This is a genomic window from Dactylosporangium sp. NPDC005555, assembly GCF_040605635.1.
In the GTDB taxonomy this organism is placed as follows: domain Bacteria; phylum Actinomycetota; class Actinomycetes; order Mycobacteriales; family Micromonosporaceae; genus Dactylosporangium.
Genome location: NZ_JBEXDG010000005.1, coordinates 264,186 through 282,398 on the forward strand (window position 1 = coordinate 264,186; position 18,213 = coordinate 282,398).

17 protein-coding genes are annotated in these 18,213 nt (G+C 73.1%); 10 read left to right on the forward strand and 7 right to left on the reverse strand.

The annotated features are described in order from the left end of the window. Positions 1–2: 2 nt before the first annotated feature. From ABZS58_RS08630 to ABZS58_RS08640, 3 genes are read left to right on the forward strand one after another with little or no spacing between them, the layout of a single operon-like run. On the forward strand, positions 3–371 hold the full coding sequence (locus ABZS58_RS08630) for a response regulator (protein WP_354779091.1): 369 nt from the start codon (positions 3–5) through the stop codon (positions 369–371). Further along, entirely contained in the window at positions 368–694 is a 327-nt protein-coding gene (locus tag ABZS58_RS08635) for an STAS domain-containing protein (RefSeq protein WP_354779093.1), read from the forward strand. The genes ABZS58_RS08630 and ABZS58_RS08635 overlap by 4 nt, the downstream gene beginning before the upstream one ends. Positions 695–707: 13 nt before the next feature. Then, positions 708–2,825, forward strand: coding sequence for a chemotaxis protein CheA (locus ABZS58_RS08640; protein WP_354779095.1), 2,118 nt, complete (start codon positions 708–710; stop codon positions 2,823–2,825). 22 nt (positions 2,826–2,847) lie between these two features. Here ABZS58_RS08640 and ABZS58_RS08645 read toward each other — a convergent pair whose 3' ends face one another. Next, positions 2,848–4,530 (reverse strand): methyl-accepting chemotaxis protein, encoded by a 1,683-nt coding sequence (locus ABZS58_RS08645; RefSeq protein WP_354779097.1) that lies wholly within the window; start codon positions 4,528–4,530, stop codon positions 2,848–2,850. Between the two features lie 233 nt (positions 4,531–4,763). Here ABZS58_RS08645 and ABZS58_RS08650 point away from each other — a divergent pair, with 233 nt between their 5' ends. After that, the gene (locus ABZS58_RS08650; protein ID WP_354779099.1) at positions 4,764–5,153 is read left to right on the forward strand and encodes a cellulose binding domain-containing protein; all 390 of its coding nucleotides are present in this window, start codon (positions 4,764–4,766) and stop codon (positions 5,151–5,153) included. Here ABZS58_RS08650 and ABZS58_RS08655 read toward each other — a convergent pair. After that, positions 5,134–7,503 carry a tetratricopeptide repeat protein gene (locus tag ABZS58_RS08655; RefSeq protein ID WP_354779101.1) on the reverse strand — a complete coding sequence of 790 codons (2,370 nt, stop codon included), beginning with the start codon at positions 7,501–7,503 and terminating at the stop codon, positions 5,134–5,136. The genes ABZS58_RS08650 and ABZS58_RS08655 overlap by 20 nt on opposite strands. A 122-nt stretch (positions 7,504–7,625) precedes the next feature. Continuing rightward, positions 7,626–8,597, reverse strand: coding sequence for a cellulose binding domain-containing protein (locus tag ABZS58_RS08660; RefSeq protein WP_354779103.1), 972 nt, complete (start codon positions 8,595–8,597; stop codon positions 7,626–7,628). A 219-nt stretch (positions 8,598–8,816) separates the two neighbouring features. Here ABZS58_RS08660 and ABZS58_RS08665 point away from each other — a divergent pair, with 219 nt between their 5' ends. The 4 genes from ABZS58_RS08665 (at position 8,817) to ABZS58_RS08680 (ending at position 12,629) form a co-directional block, all read left to right on the forward strand. After that, positions 8,817–9,446 (forward strand): MgtC/SapB family protein, encoded by a 630-nt coding sequence (locus ABZS58_RS08665; RefSeq protein WP_354779105.1) that lies wholly within the window; start codon positions 8,817–8,819, stop codon positions 9,444–9,446. An 81-nt stretch (positions 9,447–9,527) separates the two neighbouring features. Then, positions 9,528–10,721, forward strand: a complete 1,194-nt coding sequence (locus ABZS58_RS08670; protein ID WP_354779107.1) for a DUF418 domain-containing protein — start codon at positions 9,528–9,530, stop codon at positions 10,719–10,721. Positions 10,722–10,759: 38 nt separating this feature from the next. Beyond that, positions 10,760–11,974: a sensor histidine kinase gene (locus tag ABZS58_RS08675; protein ID WP_354779109.1), complete on the forward strand. Its 1,215-nt coding sequence runs from the start codon at positions 10,760–10,762 to the stop codon at positions 11,972–11,974. A gap of 25 nt (positions 11,975–11,999) precedes the next feature. Further along, the gene (locus ABZS58_RS08680) at positions 12,000–12,629 is read left to right on the forward strand and encodes a response regulator transcription factor (RefSeq protein ID WP_354779111.1); all 630 of its coding nucleotides are present in this window, start codon (positions 12,000–12,002) and stop codon (positions 12,627–12,629) included. Between the two features lie 57 nt (positions 12,630–12,686). On the opposite strand, the gene ABZS58_RS08685 is transcribed toward ABZS58_RS08680, so the two are convergent. Both ABZS58_RS08685 and ABZS58_RS08690 read right to left on the reverse strand, forming a co-directional pair. Next, positions 12,687–13,985, reverse strand: coding sequence for an Ig-like domain-containing protein (locus ABZS58_RS08685; RefSeq protein ID WP_354779113.1), 1,299 nt, complete (start codon positions 13,983–13,985; stop codon positions 12,687–12,689). Positions 13,986–14,103: 118 nt separating this feature from the next. Beyond that, a complete protein-coding gene (locus ABZS58_RS08690; RefSeq protein ID WP_354779115.1) occupies positions 14,104–14,478 on the reverse strand; it encodes a hypothetical protein in 375 nt (124 codons plus the stop codon). 239 nt (positions 14,479–14,717) lie between these two features. Here ABZS58_RS08690 and ABZS58_RS08695 point away from each other — a divergent pair, with 239 nt between their 5' ends. After that, the gene (locus tag ABZS58_RS08695) at positions 14,718–15,737 is read left to right on the forward strand and encodes a hypothetical protein (RefSeq protein WP_354779117.1); all 1,020 of its coding nucleotides are present in this window, start codon (positions 14,718–14,720) and stop codon (positions 15,735–15,737) included. A 146-nt stretch (positions 15,738–15,883) separates the two neighbouring features. Continuing rightward, complete coding sequence (locus ABZS58_RS08700) at positions 15,884–16,276, forward strand: EAL domain-containing protein (RefSeq protein WP_354779119.1); 393 nt, start codon at positions 15,884–15,886, stop codon at positions 16,274–16,276. On the opposite strand, the gene ABZS58_RS08705 is transcribed toward ABZS58_RS08700, so the two are convergent. Beyond that, a complete protein-coding gene (locus ABZS58_RS08705; RefSeq protein ID WP_354779121.1) occupies positions 16,224–17,006 on the reverse strand; it encodes a polyprenol monophosphomannose synthase in 783 nt (260 codons plus the stop codon). The two genes, ABZS58_RS08700 and ABZS58_RS08705, sit on opposite strands and share 53 nt — an antisense overlap. 101 nt (positions 17,007–17,107) lie before the next feature. Beyond that, complete coding sequence (locus ABZS58_RS08710; protein ID WP_354779123.1) at positions 17,108–18,184, reverse strand: ionic transporter y4hA; 1,077 nt, start codon at positions 18,182–18,184, stop codon at positions 17,108–17,110. Positions 18,185–18,213: the final 29 nt, after the last annotated feature.

The following is an 18,213-nucleotide window of genomic DNA, read 5'->3' on the forward strand; positions in this document are numbered from 1 at the left end:
TGATGTCGAAGACCATTCTGATCGTCGATGACTCGGCGTCGGTTCGGCAGGTCGTCACCATCGCGCTCCGCGGCGCGGGCTACGAGGTGGTGGCCGCCACCGACGGCAAGGACGCGCTGCAACAGCTCGACGGCCGGCGCATCCACCTGATCATCTCCGACGTCAACATGCCGAACATGGACGGCATCACGCTCGTCGGCGAGGTCAAGAAGCTGCCGAACTACCGGTTCACCCCGATCATCATGCTCACCACCGAGTCGCAGGAGGAGAAGAAACGGCAGGCGCAGGCGGCCGGGGCGAAGGCGTGGGTCACCAAGCCGTTCCAGCCCGACCAGATGCTGGCCGCCGTGTCGAAGCTGGTCATGCCGTGACGGTGCGGCAGCTGGAGCTCGACGGCGAGCTGACCGTCGCGATGGCGGCCGAGCAGCACGCGCGGCTGCGGGCGTTCCTGGGTGAGGGGAAGGGCGCGGCCGAGCTCGACCTGTCCGGGGTCACCGAGCTGGACACCGCCGGGCTGCAGATCCTGCTCGCCGCCCGGCGCGAGGCGGAGCAGCTGGGCGGCACCCTCGCGTTCCGCGAGCCGAGCCCGGCCGTCCGGGACGTCTTCGCCACCGCGCATCTCGTGCCGGAGCTGCTTCTCGCCGATCCGCCCGTGGCGGGCTCGGCGAACGCCCGGTCCTCGACGGACGCCTGACGGGAGCCCGACCGTGACCGACGACCTCAGCGACGCCCTCGACACCTTCATCACCGAGGCGCGGGAGCTGCTGCAGGACTTCGAGGAGGGCCTGCTCGGCCTCGAGGACGACCCGAGCGCCGGGGACACCGTCAACGCGCTCTTCCGCACGATGCACACCCTCAAAGGCTCGGCGGGGCTGTTCGGGCTGCACCATCTGGTGGCGTTCACGCACGTGGTGGAGACCGTCCTGGACTCGCTGCGCGAGGGCGAGCTGACCGTCACCGCCGAGCTGGTCAGCGCGCTGCTGCCGTGCGGCGACCACGTCTCCTCGATGGTCGAGGGCGTCGCCGCCGGCCGGCCGGACGCGACACCCGCCGAGACCGCCGACGGCGACCGCATCCTCGCCGCCCTGCAGCCGTTCCTCACCGACGGGCCGGCGCACACCGGTTCCGCCGCCGCGGACGAGCGACAGAGCGGCGGTGCGGTCAGGACGTGGCGCCTCACGCTGTGGTTCGGGCCCGACAGCCTGCGCAACGGCATGGATCCCCTGTCGTTCCTGCGCTACCTGGCCACCATGGGCACCGTCACCCGGGTCACGACCCTGACCGACCAGCTGCCCGAGCCCGACCTGATGGACCCGGAGACGTGCTACCTGGGGTTCGACGCCGAGTTCGTCAGCGGTGCGCCGAAGACCGAGATCGAGGGCGTCTTCGACTTCGTCCGCGAGGACAGCCAGATCGCGATCGTGCCCGCCGACGACTACGTCACCGTGATCGACGGACTTCCCGACCAGGACCGGCTCGGCGACCTGCTCATCCGCAGCGGCGCGGCCACCGACCTGGAGATCGCCCGGGCGCTGCGGATCCAGCAGGAACGCAACCGGTCCGGCGGCACGCTGCCGCAGCTCGGCGAGATCCTCATCGAGACCCGGGCGGTGCCGAAGCCGGTCGTCGAGGCAGCGCTCGGCAAGCAACGCAAGACCGCCGACAGCCGGTCGCACGAGACCCAGACCATCCGCGTCTACGCCAACCGCCTGGACAAGCTCATCGACCTCGTCGGTGAGCTCGTCATCGCCCAGTCGAGCGTCGGCATCCATCGCCGCGACGGCGACGGCGAGGAGGAGGCGCAGGGAGAGGTCATGCGGCTCGTCGAGGAGGTCCGGCACAGCGCGCTGTCGCTGCGGATGGTGCCGATCGGCACCACCCTGCGCCGCTTCGAGCGGGTCGTCCGCGACGTCTGCGTCGACCTCGACAAGGACGTCGACCTGGTCATCACCGGCGGCGAGGCGGAGATGGACAAGGCGCTCGTCGAACGCATCGGCGACCCGCTGCTCCACCTCGTCCGCAACGCCCTGGACCACGGCGTCGAACCCCGCGCAGAGCGGGGGCGGACGGGCAAGCCGGCCCGCGGGAAGCTGCGGCTCAACGCCTTCCACGACGCCGGGTCGATCGTGATCGAGGTCGTCGACGACGGGCGCGGGCTCAACCGCGACCGCATCCTGGCCAAGGCCGTCGACCGCGGCATGGTCCAGGCCGGGGCGACGATGACCGACAGCGAGGTCTTCGACCTGATCTTCGAGCCGGGCTTCTCCACCGTGGAGACGGTCTCGAACCTGTCCGGCCGCGGGGTCGGCATGGACGTCGTGCGCCGCAACATCGCCGAGCTGCGCGGCACCATCGAGGTCGAGACCGCCACGGGGGAGGGCACCACGTTCCGCATCCGGCTGCCGCTCACGCTCGCGATCATCGACGGGTTCCTGGTCGGTGTCGGGTCGTCGGCGTTCATCGTGCCGCTGGACCGCGTCACCGAGTGCGTGGAGCTGCCGGCGAACGCCGCCGGGCGCGACTGCATGTACCTGCGCGGCGAGGTGCTGCCGTTCATCCGCCTCCGCACGATCTTCGACATCGACGGGCAGCCGCCGCGCCGGCAGAACGTGGTCGTGATCGAGCAGTCGGGGCAGCGCGCCGGCCTGGTCGTGGACACCCTGCTGGGGCAGTTCCAGACGGTCATCAAGCCGCTGGGCGTGCTGTTCAGCGAGGCGCGGTGCATCAGCGGCTCGACCATCCTGGGCAACGGCGAGGTGGCGCTGATCCTCGACGTCGGCCCGCTGGTCGCGGAGAACGTGAGCCGCGAGCAGGTGCTGGTGTAGCACCTGCCCGCGGCGGGGTTGTTCAGAACCGGTCGAACTTGCTCTCGTCGATCTCGGAGACCGTGAGGTCGGCGCGTGGTGAGTACTGCGTGGTGCTGTAGTTCAGGCTCTTCGCCTGCGGCTTCGGTGTCTCCCGGTGCGGGCGCGCCGTGTTCGTGGCCCGGCGGCCGCCGCTGCCGGTGGTGAAGAACGCCATCATGTTCTGCAACTGGTGCGTCTGCGCCGCCATCTCCTCGGCGGTGGCGGCGAGCTCCTCGCTCGACGACGCGGTCTGCTGGGTGACCTTGCCGATCTGCGTCATCGCGATGTTGATCTGGTGCACGCCCGTGGACTGCTCACCGCTGGCCGCCGCGATCTCCTGGACCAGGTCCGACGTCTTCGTGATGCTCGGAATGATCTTGTCGAGGAGCGCGCCGGCGTGCTCGGCGGTCGTCATGCTCCCGGCCGCCAGCTCGCTGATCTCCTGCGCCGCGATCTGGCTGCGCTCGGCCAGCTTGCCGACCTCGGTCGCCACCACGGCGAAGCCCTTGCCGTGCTCGCCGGCCCTGGCCGCCTCGATGGTGGCGTTGAGGGCGAGCATGTTCGTCTGGAACGCGATGTCGTCGATGATGCCGATCTTGCTGGTGATCTGCTTCATCGCGTCGAGCGTCTTCTGCACCGCGCCGCCGCCGTCCTGCGCCTCGGTCGCGGCGCTCGTGGCGATGCCCTCCGTGGTGCGGGCGTTGTCGCTGTTCTGCGCGATCCCGGCGGTCATCTGCTCGATGCTCGCGGTCGTCTCCTCCACGCTGGCGGCCTGCTCCGTCGCGGCCTGCGACAGGCTCTGCGACGCGCCGCTGATCTGGCTGGAGGCGTTGCTCAGCTGGGTCGCGGAGTCCACGACGGTGCTCACCGTGTCCGCGAGCCGGTCCAGCGCGCTGTTGAGCGCGGTGCCCATCCTGCCGACCTCGTCCCGGCTCGCCACCGCGACCCGCCGGTCCAGTTGACCCTCGGCCATCGCGGTCAGCACGCCGACGGTCTCGTTGAGCGGCCTGGAGATCGCCCGGCTGATCATCTGCACGATCGTGAACGCCAGCACCAGCGCCACCACGATCATGCCGATCGAGAGGACCCGCGAGGAGTCGTACGCCGACTTCGACTCGGCCAGCGTCGCCTTCGCCGCCTCGTTCTCCATCTTGACCAGGTTGTCCAGCGCACTGCCGATCGCCGCCGCGAACGACGCGCCCGGGCCCTTCGTCGCCTTGTTGAAGCCGTCGTAGTCGCCGGCCTTCGCCAGCGGGATCAGCTGCGTCGAGAGCAGATCCCGGTAGGACTTCCACGACGTGGCGAACGACTCCCGGTCGGCCGTGCCGCCCTGCCCGCCGGACCCGGTGAACGTCTGCCAGCTCGTGTCGAGGGCTTCGATGGCGCCCCGCAGAGTCTGCTCGGCGGCGTCCTTCTCCGCGGGTGTCTGCGCGAGCGCGACGTCGCGCAGCATGAACCGGACGTCGCGGTAGTCGGAGCTCACCTCGTCGATGTTCTGCACGGTGCGCAGGTTGTTGTTGTACAGCAGGTCGAGGCGCTCCTGCGCGTCGCCGAGCTGGATCAGCCCGAACACGCCGATCGCCAGCAGCAGCACCGACACCACGCCCGCCAGGCTGCCCAGTTTCCAGGCAACGGACAGGTCGCGGAACCCGGAGCGGCGCCGTTCGCCGGTTGCGTCTGCCATTCCCGGCCTCCTCTGGAGTTGGGTCTGCCCCCTGCTCATCGGCGCCGCCGGGCGATGGTCTGAGCATTTCCGCCACGTTCGTCGCGTCGTCCGGTCGGACGGGACGCGGACCTGTTGACCGGCGTCGCCTCCGCTCGGTACATTCGCCGCCGCGAGCCGTGGTGGGAGCCGAGCGGTGTGGACGCGGCAGGTGTGCCGCGTGTCCGGCTCCTGCTCACTCAATCGGAGGCTCGATGTCTGTATCCGCCCGCGTCGTCGCCGCGGTGCTGCTGCTCCCCGCCCTGCCCGTCCTTGCCACGCCCGCCTCGGCGGCCGTGCCGGACGTCAGTTGCGCCTACCGGTTCGCCGCCTGGGACGGCGGGTTCGTCGCGGACCTCACCATCACCAACCACGGCCCGGCCATCGACGGCTGGACGGCACACTGGACGTTTCGCACCGCGACCGGCAACCTCGGCGCCTGGCAGGCGCGGATGACGCAGCCGGACCCGTTCTCGGTGACGGCGACGAACATGGCCTACAACGCGGTCATCGACACCGGTCGGTCCGTCCGGTTCGGCTGGACCGCCTCGGCCGCCGCGACGGAGACCCCGTCCGACCTGACCGTCAACGGCGTCGCCTGCTGAGGCCCTCAGCGGCGGTGGTCAGGCCGCTGAGGCCTTCAAACGGCGTGGTCAGGCCGCTGAGCCCGGCGAGGGCGGTCGTCAGGCCCTGGCGGTCGCCGGTGCGCTCGGCGAGGTCGCGGGCGGCCGTGAAGCGGTGTCCGGCGGCGTCGGGGCGGCCGGTGGCGAGGAACACGGCGCCGAGGGTGTTGAGCGTCTCGACCTCCAGGCCGCACTCGCCCGTGGCGCGGGCGACGGCGAGGGCGCGGCGCAGGTGGCCCAGGGCCTTCACGGTGTCGCCGATGCGGTGGTACGCCGCACCGAGCGTCCCGTGCGCGGTGCCCTCGCCGCCCCGGTCACCCGATGCCAGGCACCGGTCGAGGGCCAGCCGCAGGTGGGTCAGGGCGTCCTCGTGGCGGCCGGTGAGGCTGTACACCGCGCCGAGGTTGCCCAGGGCATAGCCTTCCAGGCGCCGGTCGCCGAGGTCGCCGAACTGCTCGGCCGCCTGCCGGAGGTGCCCGACCGCTTCTGCGTGGCGGCCCGCCCGGTGCAGGGCGAAGCCGAGGTTGAGCAGCTGGGCGGCCGCACCGTGCCGGTCGCCGAGCCTCCGGAACGCCGTGAGCGCCTCCCGCAGGCGTGCGGCGGCTTCGTCATGGTCGCCGAGCCGCTCGTGGACCAGCGCCAGCCGGGCCGTCGCCCGCGCCGCACCGGCCGCGTCGCCGGCGCGCCGGTGCCCGTGCAGCGACCGTCCGAAGTGGATCCGCGCCCGGTGGTGGTCGCCGAGGATCCAGTGGACGGCGCCGAGGTTGGCGTGGGCGCCGGCGTCGTCGTCCGCGGCGGCCGCGGTGTGCAGCGCGAGGGCGTCCCGGTGGTGACCGCCGACCTCCAGATACCGCCACAGGAGCCGGGAGAGGCGCACGGCGTCACCGGTGCGGCCGGGCAGGCGGGCCAGCGCCACGAGCCCGGATCGCTGCCGGTCGAGCCATCGCGCGGCCTCGTCCGGACCGTCCATCGTGGAGCACGACGGAGCCTCGAAGGGGAACAGCGTGCCGATCGCGGCCGCCGCACCCGCCAGGAGATGCGCGGCGAGCCGGTCCAGCGCGGCCCGCGCCTCGTCCTCGGGAAGCATCGCGGCGAGGTCGGCACTGTACGCACGCAGCAGGTCGTGCATCTCGTAGCCGCCCCCGGCCGGCTCCACGAGGTGCGCACGGGCCAGCTCGTCGAGCGCGGGCCCGCCGCCGGTGAGCGCGGCCGTCGCGGCGGCGTCGAAGGTGCGGCCGGGGTGCAGGCCGAGCAGCTGGAAGGCCCGCGCCGCGGCGGGGGTGAGGTGCCGCAGCGACCACGAGAACACCGATCGCAGCGCGGTGCGCGGGTCGTCGTCGGCGTCGAACGCCGCCAGGTCGGACACCTCGGGGCCGGCCGTCGCAAGGCCGGGTGCCTGCGACGTCGCGGGCCGCGGGACCGGCCGGGCCGCGGCGATGCGCAGGGCCAGCGGCAGCCCGGCGCAGCGCGCGGCGAGCAGATCCGGGCCGTTGAGGCGGCGCAGCAGGGCGATGGACTCGGCGTGGCCGAGGCGGGCGACGTGGATCGGGTGGGCGCCGTCCCGGGCGACCAGGCCGCCGAGCGTGGACCGGCTGGTCACCACGACCGCGCAGGTCGCGGTGCCGGGCAGCAGCGGCCGGACCTGGTCGGCGGCGGAGGCGTTGTCCAGCAGCACGAGCAACCGCCGGCCGGCGACCTCGGACCGGTAGCGGGCGGCCCGCTCGTCGGTCGCGGCGGGGATGCCGGACGCGGGGACGCCGAGGGCGCGCAGGAACCCGGCGAGGGCGTCACCGGCGTCGACGGGCTGCCGCGGGTCGTACCCGCGGAGGTCGACGAACAGCTGACCGTCGGGGAACCGCTCAGCGGCCCGATGCGCCCAGTGCACCGCCAGGGCGGTCTTGCCCACCCCCGCGGTCCCGGCGATCAGCACGACCCGGCCCGCCGCGGCGGTGGAGAGCTCGGCGAGGTGCGTCGCCCGGCCGGTGAACGCGGGCACGTCCGCCGGTAGCTGCCTCGGCACCGGCTGCCGCGCGGCGGACTCCGGCGCGAGGGGCGCGGGCGTGCTCGAGCGCCGGCGGCGCTCCTCGACCTGGTCGCGGGCGGTGGCCAGGGCGCCCTGCTCGGCCGGTGACGCGCCGAGCAGCCGCACCAGCGTGTCGAGGCGGTCGGTCGGCGGCAGGACCCGCCCGGACAGGTACCCGCCGATGATCCCGTGCGACCAGCCCGTCGCCGCCGCGAGGTCCCGGTAGGTGAGCTCGGCACCGCCGCGGCGGCGGGCGTCGCGGCGGCGCAGTTCGCGCAGCAGCCGCGCCAGGTCGGCGGTCGCGCGCACGGCCGCGACCGCGTCCGGCGTGAGGAGGGCGCCGCGGGTGTCGATGCGGGCAGCGTAGGCCGGTCGCGGCCACGGTGCGCGGGGTGCGATGCAGCCGCAACCCCGCGCACCAGGTCACAGCGCTACACCACGGTGCAGGGGATGCCGTTGAGCGTGAAACTCTCCGGCGGCGTGAACGGGGTGGCGCCGCCGATGAAGCCCGCCGTCGCCTGCCCGCCCGGGCTGATCGTGCCGCCCCACGCCGGGGGCGTGACGGTGCCGGTGGTGCCGGAGCGGGTGACGACGCCGCCGAAGGCGTTCTGGATGACCGCGGCAGACGCGAGGGTGAAGCCGACGGTCCAGCCGCTGACCGGCGCCACCGTCGAGTTGGTGATGGTGACCGTGACCGTGAAGCCCGGGCTGTACAGGATGCGCTGCACCTGACAGGTCGGGGCGGCGGTGGTGGCGAGCGTGGTGACGGTCGCCGGCGCCGACCGGGCGGACAGGTTGCCGCGGGCGTCGAACGCGACGACGGCGAACGTGTAGGCGGTGCCGGCCGACAGCCCGGTGACCCGCTGGAAGCGGCCGAACGCGTCGACGGTGCGGACGGTCGTCCAGGCGCCACCGGTCAGCTGCTGCAGGTGGTATCCGGTGACCTGGACGTTGTCGGTCGACTCGCCCCAGACCACGGACACGCCAGTGGTGGTGATCGTGCTGAACAGCGGCGCGGTGGGCGCCGACGGCGCGACCGTGTCGGGGCCGGCCAGGGTCGTGAACGTGATCGGCGCCGCCGGCGGGCTCGCGACGTACCCGGACGTCTCCGACGGCAGCGAATACACCCGGAACGTGTACGCGGTGCCCGGTTGCAGGCCGGTCAGGGCGAGACCGTTGAAGAGGCCGCGCGCGTACTCCGTCCACGTGCCGCCGACCTTGCGCTCGACCACGTCCTGGACGGCGAAGAGGTCGTGCGACCACGAAAGGTCGGCGCTCGTGTCCGCCACGTGCAGCACCCGCACCTCCGTCGGCGCCGCGAGGACGGTGCTGGCGAGGGCGGGCGCGGGAACGAGCGCCACGAGCCCGGCGGTGAGCAGGGCGAGGAACCGGGACAGTCTCATCGTGAGCCTTTCGATGCGGTGGGGTCACGCCGCATCCATGCTCAGCGCAGCCCCGCACCGGCCGCCCGCGATCCTGGACAGCATCGGACAGCGTTGGACAGCCGGCCGGCGGGACGGGCGTGCGACAACCCGGCGCCGGGACCCGCCGCACCGGCGTCCGGCGGCAGAACCGAGGCGCCTCCGGTGGCGGGAACGACCGCCGGACGGTAAGAGTGTGCGATGGACTGGACCGTCATCCCCCCGCTGCTGATCGCCATCCTCCTCGGTGCCGCCGTCGGCCTGGAGCGGGAGATCGGTGCCCAGCCCGCCGGGCTGCGCACCCACATGCTCGTCGCCGCCGGCGCGGCCCTGTTCACCATCGCGGGCAAGGAGGCCGGCACCGACCCGACGCGTATCGCCGCGCAGGTCGTGACCGGCATCGGGTTCCTCGGCGCCGGCGCCATCTTCAAGGAAGGCGTCAACATCAGCGGCCTGACGACCGCGGCGTCACTGTGGGTCACCGCCGCGATCGGCCTGGCGACGGGGCTGCGGCTGTTCTGGGCGGCGGGCGCCGTCACCGTCCTCGCGCTCGGCGCGTTGTGGCTGTTCAAGGTGGCGGAGGCGAACTGGCTGCCCGACCGGCACCGCATCCAGGTGACGCTGACCCTGTCGCCGGACTTCCCGCTCGACGTGGTGGAGCGCGAGGCCCTCGAGGCGCTGCCGACCGCGCACGTGCTGCGCGTCGACTACGCCGGGCACGACCAGTCGATCGTCCTGACCGCCCGCGGCGACAACAACACGTCCCTGCCGGCGATCGCGGAGTCGCTGCGCCTCCTCGACGGCGTGCAGGGCGTGGAGATCGCCCGCTGACCTGTCATCCACCGACCGGTTGACGACGCGGGCCGCCCGCCGGTCGATGTGCCGGCCCCGGCGGGCCGCGACGCTGGGGACATGTCGACGACCGTCACCGCCGGTCCGCTGCCGCCGGCACAGCGGGTCCTCGCCCCCGACCTCGGCAGGGGACTGCTGCTGCTCGCGATCGCGCTCGCCAACGCGGCGCTGCACCGCTACGGCCCCGTCTACGGCATCCGGCTGCACCCGCTCGGCGGGACCCCGCTGGACCACGCCGTCGAGGCGGTGCTGGTGACGTTCGTGGACGGGCGGGCCTATCCGCTGTTCGCGGCGCTCTTCGCCTACGGCACGGTGCAGCTTTCCCGGCGGTGCACCGGCGGCGCGAAACAGCTCGTGCGGCGCCGTGCCCGGTGGCTGCTGGTCCTCGGGTCCGTGCACGCCGTGGCGCTCTTCTCCGGCGACGTGCTGGGCACCTATGCCCTGCTGTCGCTGGTCCTGCTCGCCCTCGCCGGCGCCCGCGACCGCACGCTGCTGTGGCTGGGCGGGCTGTGGCTGCTGCCGACCGCCGTCATCACCGCGCTCGTGTACGGCATCCGCCCCGCCGAACCCGGCCGGCGGCAGTATCTCTGGTCGATGGCGATCGCCGACCCGCTCGAGGCGCTCGCCTGGCGGCCCCTGGAGTGGTTGATGACGCTCCCGGCGATGGCCGGCGTCGGCTCCGCGGCGCTGGCCGGCGTGTGGGCGGCGCGGCGGCGGATCCTGGAGTCGCCCGCGGACCACCGGCCGCTGCTGCGCCGGGTCGCGGCGATCGGGATCGGGCTCGCCACCGCCGGCGGAATCCCGACGGCGGCGGCGGTCATCGGACGGTGGCGGCCGGGGGACGGGACGCTGCTGGTCGTCAGCGGCCTGCACGGGGTCACCGGCGTCGCCGGCGGACTCGGCTACCTCGCGCTGATCGGCCTGCTCGCGGCCCGGGCGCAAACGCCGGCCGGCCCCGTCGCGGCCGGGGCACGGACTCCGCCGGCCGGTCTCGGGGTGTGGCGGGCGCGCGTGATCCGTGCGCTGGTCGCGACCGGCCGGCGGTCGCTCAGCATGTACCTCGCGCAGTCGGTGGTCTTCGCCGGGCTGTTCACCGCGTGGGCCGGCGGTCTCGGCGACGACCTCGGCGCCGCCGCGGTGGCCGGGACCGCCGTGCTCACGTGGGCCGCGACCGTCGCGGCGGCCGTCCTGCTGGAGCGGCGCGGGATGCGCGGCCCGGCCGAGGTGCTGCTGCGGCGCCTCACCTACCGATGAACCTTCCGGCGGACCCGTCGAGCGGGCAGGATGGACGGATGCGGGGCATCCTGCGGCGGGACGTGCGTCCGTGGGACGTGTGGTGGGAGCTGCTGCCGTATCCGCTGCTCGCCGGCTGCGCGGCCGCCGTCGCCCGGGACGGCGTGCAGCCCTGGCCGCAGCGGTGGCAGACCCTCGCCGTCGCCGGGCTCCTCGCGGCCTGGCACTGGTGGATGATCACGGCCCACCCGTCGTGGCCGGGCCGGCTGCCGCGGATGGCCGGGTACTTCGCCGTCGTGCTCGGCGTCACCTGGTGGCTGCTCGCCCGGGAGTGGATGTTCCTGCCGGTCGTCGTCGCCTGGTGCGGGATGGCGTTCGTGGCGCTGCCCGGCGCGTGGGCCTACGCCGGCGCCGCGGGAGCCGCGCTCCTGTCCACCGCCGCCAGCGACGGGCTCGGCCCCCTCGCCCAGTTCGGGATGTGGGCGGCGTGGACGGCGGGGGCGAGCCTCTTCGGCGCGGCGTTGCGCTTCATGGAGGACCAGGTGGCGCAGCGGCACGCGACGGTCGAGGAGCTCCGGCTGGCCAACGCCCGGCTGGTCGGCCTCGCCGGGGAGAACGCGGGTCTGCAGGCACGGCTGCTCGCCGACGCCCGCACCGACGGGGTCCGCGAGGAGCGGCAGCGCCTCGCCCGCGAGATCCACGACACCCTCGCCCAGGGCCTCGTCGCGATCGTCACCCAGGTCGAGGCCGCCGAGGAGGAAGCGGATCCATCGAGGGTGCGGCACCGCCTTGCCACGGTCCGTGAGCTGGCCCGCGACAGCCTCACCGAGGCGCGCCGCTCGGTGCGGGCGCTGCGCCCCGGCGCCCTGGACACGACCACGCTGCCGCAGGCGGTCACCGGCACCGCCGAACGGTGGTCGGACCTGGCCGGGGTGCCGGCGACGGTCACGGTGAGCGGGCCGCCCGGCCGGCTGCACCCGGAGATCGAGGTGGCCGCGCTGCGCGTCGTGCAGGAGGGCCTCGCCAACGTCGCCCGGCACGCCGCCGCGACCCGGGCCGGCGTGACGCTGACCTACCTCGACGACGAGCTGCTCGTCGACGTCCGCGACGACGGCACCGGCTTCGACCCCGCCGCGACGGGTGGCGGGTTCGGCCTCGCCGGCATGCGGGAGCGGGTCGCCGCCCTCGCCGGCAGGCTGCACGTGGAAAGCGCACCAGGCACCGGGACGGCGTTGAGTGCGGCGTTTCCGGCGGTACGGGTGGAGCCGTCATGACCGGACCGGACCGGAGCGCAGCGGAGTGACCGGGATCCGGCTGCTGATCGTCGACGACCATCCGGTCGTGCGGGACGGGCTGCGGGGCGTCCTCGGCGCGCAGCCCGACTTCGTCGTCGTGGGTGAGGCGGCCGACGGCGCGGAGGCGCTGACCGTGGCCGGGCACGTCGCCCCCGACGTCGTGCTCATGGACCTGAGGATGCCCCGCCTCGGCGGCGCCGAGACGATCCGCCGGCTCCGCGAACGGCTGCCGGCCGTCCGGGTGCTCGTGCTCACCACGTTCGACACCGACCAGGACGTGCTGCCCGCGATCGAGGCGGGCGCCACCGGGTACCTGCTGAAGGACGTGCCGCGGGAGGAGCTGTTCCGGGCGGTCCGCGCCGCCGCGCGCGGTGAGGCGGTGCTCGCCCCGTCGGTCGCCGGGCGGCTCCTCGACCGGGTCCGCGGGCCCCGGCAGGCGACGCTCAGCGCCCGCGAACTGGAGGTGCTGACCCTGGTCGCGCAGGGCTGCGGCAACCGGGAGGCGGCGGCCCGGCTGTTCGTCAGCGAGGCGACGGTGAAGACGCACCTGCTGCACATCTACGGCAAGCTCGGCGTCAGCGACCGCGCCGCCGCGGTCGCCGCCGCCTACGAGCGGGGCGTGCTCGGCCGGTGACCCTCTCCTGGGTCGCCGACCGGCACGGCCGTGATGCCGTGCCGGTCGGGCGTGAACTCAGTTCGACGAGGCGGAAGCCGACGGTGCGGCCGACGCGCTCGTCGTCGCGGCCGGGACGTACGGCACCGCGCTGCCCTTGACGTACTGGTCCCAGCTGGTCGACCAGTCGGTCCAGCCGTTGCCCCACTTCACCTGCTCCTCGGTGCCCTTGATGATGACCGGGTCACCGATGCGGGTCTGCTTCCACAGCCACTCCGCGTGCGCGGCGGAGATGTTCGTGCAGCCGTGCGACACGTTGCGCTTGCCCTGGTCGCCCTCCGACCACGGCGCCGAGTGGATGTACTCGCCGTCCCAGGTGAGGCGCTGCGGCCAGTACACCTTGGTCCGGTACCCCGCGGCGGAGTCCGCCGGGACGCCGTAGGTGGAGGAGTCGAACCACTCCCACTCGTTCTTGATCATGACGATGAAGTTGCCGCTGGCCGACGGGTTCTTCGGCCGGCCCAGGCTGACCGGGATCGTGCGCAGCAGCTGGCCGTCCTGGGTGACGGTCATCTGCTTGGTGGCGTTGTCGACCTCCATGACGAACTTCGGCCCGACGGTCGCGGTGAAGGAGACGTCGCGCTCGCCCCACCACTTGCCGTCCAGGTTCGTGCCGCCGGTGCGGGCGTCGACCTGGATCTTCGTGTTCGGCTGCCAGTACTCCTTCGGGCGGAAGTGCAGCTCCTTGCCGGTGAACCAGTTGAACGCGCCCTCCTGCGGCGGGTCGCTGGTCACCTGGATGCGCTGCTGGACCGCGGCCCGGTTCTCCTTCGAGACGTCGACGCCGAAGGTGATGATGACCGGCATCCCGACGCCGACGATCTGCTTGTCGTTGATGATGCTGGTGACCTTCCCGAGCTTGCCGGGCTTCGCCATCGTGGTGAAGGACGTGGTCGCCGTGGTCGGCTTGCCGTCGGTCGAGGTCGCGGTGACCGTCGCCGTGTACTTCGTGGAGTACTTCAGCTGCCCGGCCGGCTGCCAGCCCTTGCCCTCGGCGCCGGCCGCACCGGCGACCTCGGCGCCGCTGGGGTCGGTGAGCTTGACGGTGACGTTCGCCGCGTTCTTGGCCGTGTAGGCGACGTCGACGGCCGTCGGCACGTTGGCGGCGCCGTCGGCCGGGCCGCTGATCGCGAGCTCGACCGGCAGCGCCGGCGGTGCCGAGCTCGCTCCCGGCCTGCCCTGTGCCGCGCCGTTGTCCTTGGACGGTGAGTCGCTGCCGGTGCATGCCGACAGCAGCAGCGCGGACGCGGCGGCCAGGGCCACGGCGGCCCGTGTGCGGCGCCGGTGAGGGGTGCGCGGGGGTGGTGTGTATGTCATCGAGGTCTTCGCCATCCGGGTCTGTCGGTCGCCGGTGGTCCGCCGGCGAACTGGTCGGTCTCTGCTACTGACGTTGTGGAACACGGCGCGGGTTTACGGCTGCGGCGGGTCGCACCGGTCAGCGGCGCCAGACCTGCAGTTGTGCCAACGAGGGCCTGGACGGTGGGCGGGCGATGGCGGAGTGCTGCCCGGTCCCGGCCGCCGGGCCGTCCGCCGGAAGGCCGATGCCGGCGTCGTCCAGGTCGATGCCGGACGGGTGCAGCCGGCCCGCGGTGCGGCGGTCGCCATGGTGGTCACAGCGTGCCGGCCCGCCCGGGCTGCCGATGAACTGACACTTGGCGCCGGCCCGCGGCACGGTTGCGCCGGCCCGCAGTGCGGTGGCGTTGACACGCGGCGCGGTGGTGCCGACACGCTGTGCGGCGACGTCGGACCGCTGGGCGGCGGGCGCGTCATGACCGGTGCGCACGAGCCCGCCGGCGGTCGGCCAGATCACCGCGAGTGCCAGGAGGACAACGGAAAGCCACCGTGCCGGGCGCCGGGGACGCACGGGTCGCGCGCCCGCGCTCCAGTGCACGATGATCTCCCCACGCCGCCCGTCGTTCTCGTGGAGGCTACCCTGGCCGGTCCAGCTCAGGGATGCCGGACACGGCGCCTGGGATGCGCTGTAATGCTGTGGTTTCACCGGTTTTCGGTGGACTGGCGCTCTGCCGGTGCTTGGATATGCTGGCGGCGATGCTGACTGCTCCGACCCGGCACGTGCCCAGGGTTCTGATGCTGCTGCTGGCCTCCCTGCTCCTCGGGGTGGCCGCGTTCCCCGACCCCGCCGCCGCCGAGCCGGGCGAGGACGGCGGCCAGAATCTCACCGTCCGTCAAGCCCTGGACAAGGCGCTCGGCGAGTACAACGACGCGAAGGGCCGCCTCGACAAGTCGACCGCGGACCAGGCGGCGATCGAGGCGGAGCTCGGGACCACCCAGACCCGGCTGACCGAGCTGGAGGCCGCGGCGGGGACGGTCGCGGCCGCGGCGTACCGCGGCCGCCGCGTCAGCCTGTTCAACGTGGTGGTCGGCAGCGACAACCCCAATGAGCTGCTGCACGACATGTCGACGATCGAATACATGGTCTCCCGCGACGACCAGGCCCTGCGCGAGCTCGCCGAGACGCGCCGGAAGCTGGAGCAGCAGAAGGCGGACATCGCCGCGGCGGTCGCCAACCAGCAGGCCCAGCTGAAGATCATGGAGGCGAACAAGAAGACCGCCGAGGACGCGCTGAAGAAGGCGGGCGGCGGCGGGGCCACCACCGGCGCGCCGAGCGGCGGCAAGGTCACCACCAACCCGGTCGGGCGCAACAGCGACGGCTCCTACGCCAAGCAGGGCTGCAGCGAGAAGGACCCGACGACCGGCAACTGCATCTCACCGCGGATGCTCAACGCCTACAACGAGGCGCGCAGGGCCGGCTACACCCACTACACGTCGTGCTACCGCAGCGGCGGCGGTGGCGACCACCCGCTGGGCAAGGCGTGCGACTTCTCCGCCAACGCGAAGACCTTCGTCAACGCCCGGGCCACCGGCGCCGACCAGCAGTACGGTGACGCGCTCGCCGCCTGGTGCGTCGCCAACGCCAAGAACCTCGGCGTGAAGTACGTCATCTGGTACAAACGGATCTGGCAGCCCAGCAGCGGCTGGAAGTCCTACGGCGGCGACGGCACCCCCGCCGGTGACCACTACAACCACGTCCACCTGTCGATGCAGTAGACCGCCGCCGACAGGGCCGGGCCGGGTCGACGAGCTTGCCCGAGCCCGGCGTGGACGACGGCTCGATCGCCGTCACGAGCCGCCGTGCCATCACCGTGCGAGCCGTCCGTGCTTGAGCGGTCACCGTCCGGACGCTCCGTGACCACGTGGCCGCGCTCCGCGTGGACGGCGGCGGAGTTCATCCCGTCGCGGAGACCACCGGGCTCATCACCCGGCTCACCCTGTCCGTGCTGCGGGTCGTCATGCACGTGGACGCCGACCCGGAGGACGCGGTCCTGGTCCGCGGCGCGATCGAGCTCGGCCACAACCTGGGCATGTCGGTCGTCGCCGAGGGCGCCGAGGGCGCCACACACGTTGCCGCGCTGCAGGCACCCGGCTGCGACGCCGCGCAGGGGGGCGGCCACGACGCCCGCCCGATGCCCCCGGCCGACCTGACCGCGTGGCTGCGGGCCGGCGCCGCCTCGGCGGCGCCGGCCGGCTGGGCCGTCAGACGTTCGGCTGCGTGCGCTGGATCTTGCGGTGCTTCAGGCGCAACTTGAACGGCATCGTCGCGCTCTCGATCTTCGTGGCCGTGGTCATCTTCGACACGCCGTCGGTGCGCTCCTCGAAGCGGATCGGCACCTCGATGATCGTCTGCCCGAGCTTCGTCGCCAGGAAGTGCATCTCGACCTGGAAGCTGTAGCCGTTGGACTGGACGCGGTCCAGGCCGATCGTCCGCAGCGCGTCCGCCCGCCAGATCTTGAACCCGGCGGTCAGGTCGCGGATGCGCACCTGCAGCAGCGTGTGCACGTACAGGTTGGCCCATCCGCTGAGCGCCCGCCGGTACAGCGGCCACTTCTCGTCGAGCTGCCCACCGGGCACGTACCGTGAGCCGATGACCACGCCCGCCTGGGTGGACAGCAGCGCGCCGAGCATGCCGGGCAGCGCCTCCGGCGGGTGCGACAGGTCGGCGTCCATCTGCGCCACGTACTTCGCGCCGTCCTCGAGGGCCTTGCCGATGCCGTCGACATACGCCCGGCCGAGGCCCTCCTTGCCGGGGCGGTGCACCACCCGGATCCGCCCGGGGTGCTCGGCGGCGAGCTTCTCCGCCACCTCGCCGGTGCCGTCGGGGGAGTTGTCGTCGGCGACGAGGATGCTCAGCCCGGGCAGTGGCAGGGCGAGCAGCCGGGCGACCAGCCGAGGCAGGTTGCCCGCCTCGTTGTAGGTCGGGACGACCACGGTCAGGGGCTCGTCACACCACGGCGACGGCAGCCGCACTGGTTCGATCATTCCCGGCCTTCCTCGATTCTGACGACATTGCGCAGACATTGTCAGATAAGAGGGTATCCACGCCTGGCCGACCACCCGAGCACCGGGCCCACCCTCATGGTCTATGGGCTGGCGGCGAGGAACAGGAACGCGGCGCAGATCGACAGGTGGACGGCGGCCTGGAGCAGGGTGGCGCGGCCGGGCATGAAGGTGAGCACGCCGACACCGGAGGTGAGGGCGAGCAGCACGATCTGGGTGGCGCCGAGGCCGAGGCTCAGCGGTCCGGCGAGCCAGATCGAGGCGACGGCGATCGCCGGGATGGTCAGGCCGATGCTCGCGATCGCGGAGCCCAGCGCCAGGTTGAGGCTGATCTGGACCTGGTCGCGACGGGCGTTGCGCAGCGCGGCGAGGGTCTCCGGCAGCAGGATCAGCACGGCGATGACGACCCCGACGAACGAGTGCGGGAGCCCGAACCGGGCGACGCCGGCCTCGATCGTGCCGGACTCGACCTTGGCCAGCCCCACCACGGCGACGAGGGCGACGAGCAGCAGCACCAGGCTCGTGAGGGCATTGCGCCGGGACGGGAACTCCGCGTGCTCGTCGGTGCCGCCGCCTTCGACCGGCAGGAAGTATTCGCGGTGCCGGACGTTCTGGACGATCACGAACAGCGCGTACAGGGTCAGCGATGCGACGGCGGCGAACGCCAGCTGCGGCCCGGTGAACTGCGGCGAGGGCGCGCTGATGGTGAACGTCGGCAGCACCATGCTCAGCGTGGCGAGGGTGATGACGGCGGCGAGCGCGGCGCCGGTGCCTTCGGCGTTGAACACCGCGACATGGCTGCGCAGTGCCGTGACCAGCAGCGACAGCCCCACGATGCCGTTGCACGTGATCATCACGGCGGCGAAGACGGTGTCGCGGGCGAGGGTCGCCGTCCCTGGCCCGCCGGACACCATCAGAGTGATGATCAGGCCGACCTCGATGACGGTGACCGACACGGCCAGGATGAGCGACCCGAACGGCTCCCCGACCCGGTGCGCGACCACCTCCGCGTGGTGCACGGCCGCCAGCACCGACCCCGCCAGCAGCGCCACGACGACGACCTCGACGGGGACCGGCAGTTTCCGGCCCCACACCGCGATCAGGACCGCCAGGGCGAGCGGCGGCAGGACGACGGCGGACCGGTTCAGCGAAGTGCGCACGCGGGCATCTGACCACCGTTGCGCGCACG

Bases quoted from the DNA above. Each gene is read 5' to 3' on its own strand.
- ABZS58_RS08630 (WP_354779091.1), top strand. From the start codon at position 3: ATGTCGAAGACCATTCTGATCGTCGATGACTCGGCGTCGGTTCGGCAG.
- ABZS58_RS08645 (WP_354779097.1), bottom strand. From the start codon at position 4,530: ATGGCAGACGCAACCGGCGAACGGCGCCGCTCCGGGTTCCGCGACCTG.
- ABZS58_RS08650 (WP_354779099.1), top strand. From the start codon at position 4,764: ATGTCTGTATCCGCCCGCGTCGTCGCCGCGGTGCTGCTGCTCCCCGCC.
- ABZS58_RS08660 (WP_354779103.1), bottom strand. From the start codon at position 8,597: ATGAGACTGTCCCGGTTCCTCGCCCTGCTCACCGCCGGGCTCGTGGCG.
- ABZS58_RS08665 (WP_354779105.1), top strand. From the start codon at position 8,817: ATGGACTGGACCGTCATCCCCCCGCTGCTGATCGCCATCCTCCTCGGT.
- ABZS58_RS08670 (WP_354779107.1), top strand. From the start codon at position 9,528: ATGTCGACGACCGTCACCGCCGGTCCGCTGCCGCCGGCACAGCGGGTC.
- ABZS58_RS08675 (WP_354779109.1), top strand. From the start codon at position 10,760: ATGCGGGGCATCCTGCGGCGGGACGTGCGTCCGTGGGACGTGTGGTGG.
- ABZS58_RS08685 (WP_354779113.1), bottom strand. From the start codon at position 13,985: ATGACATACACACCACCCCCGCGCACCCCTCACCGGCGCCGCACACGG.
- ABZS58_RS08695 (WP_354779117.1), top strand. From the start codon at position 14,718: ATGCTGACTGCTCCGACCCGGCACGTGCCCAGGGTTCTGATGCTGCTG.
- ABZS58_RS08705 (WP_354779121.1), bottom strand. From the start codon at position 17,006: ATGATCGAACCAGTGCGGCTGCCGTCGCCGTGGTGTGACGAGCCCCTG.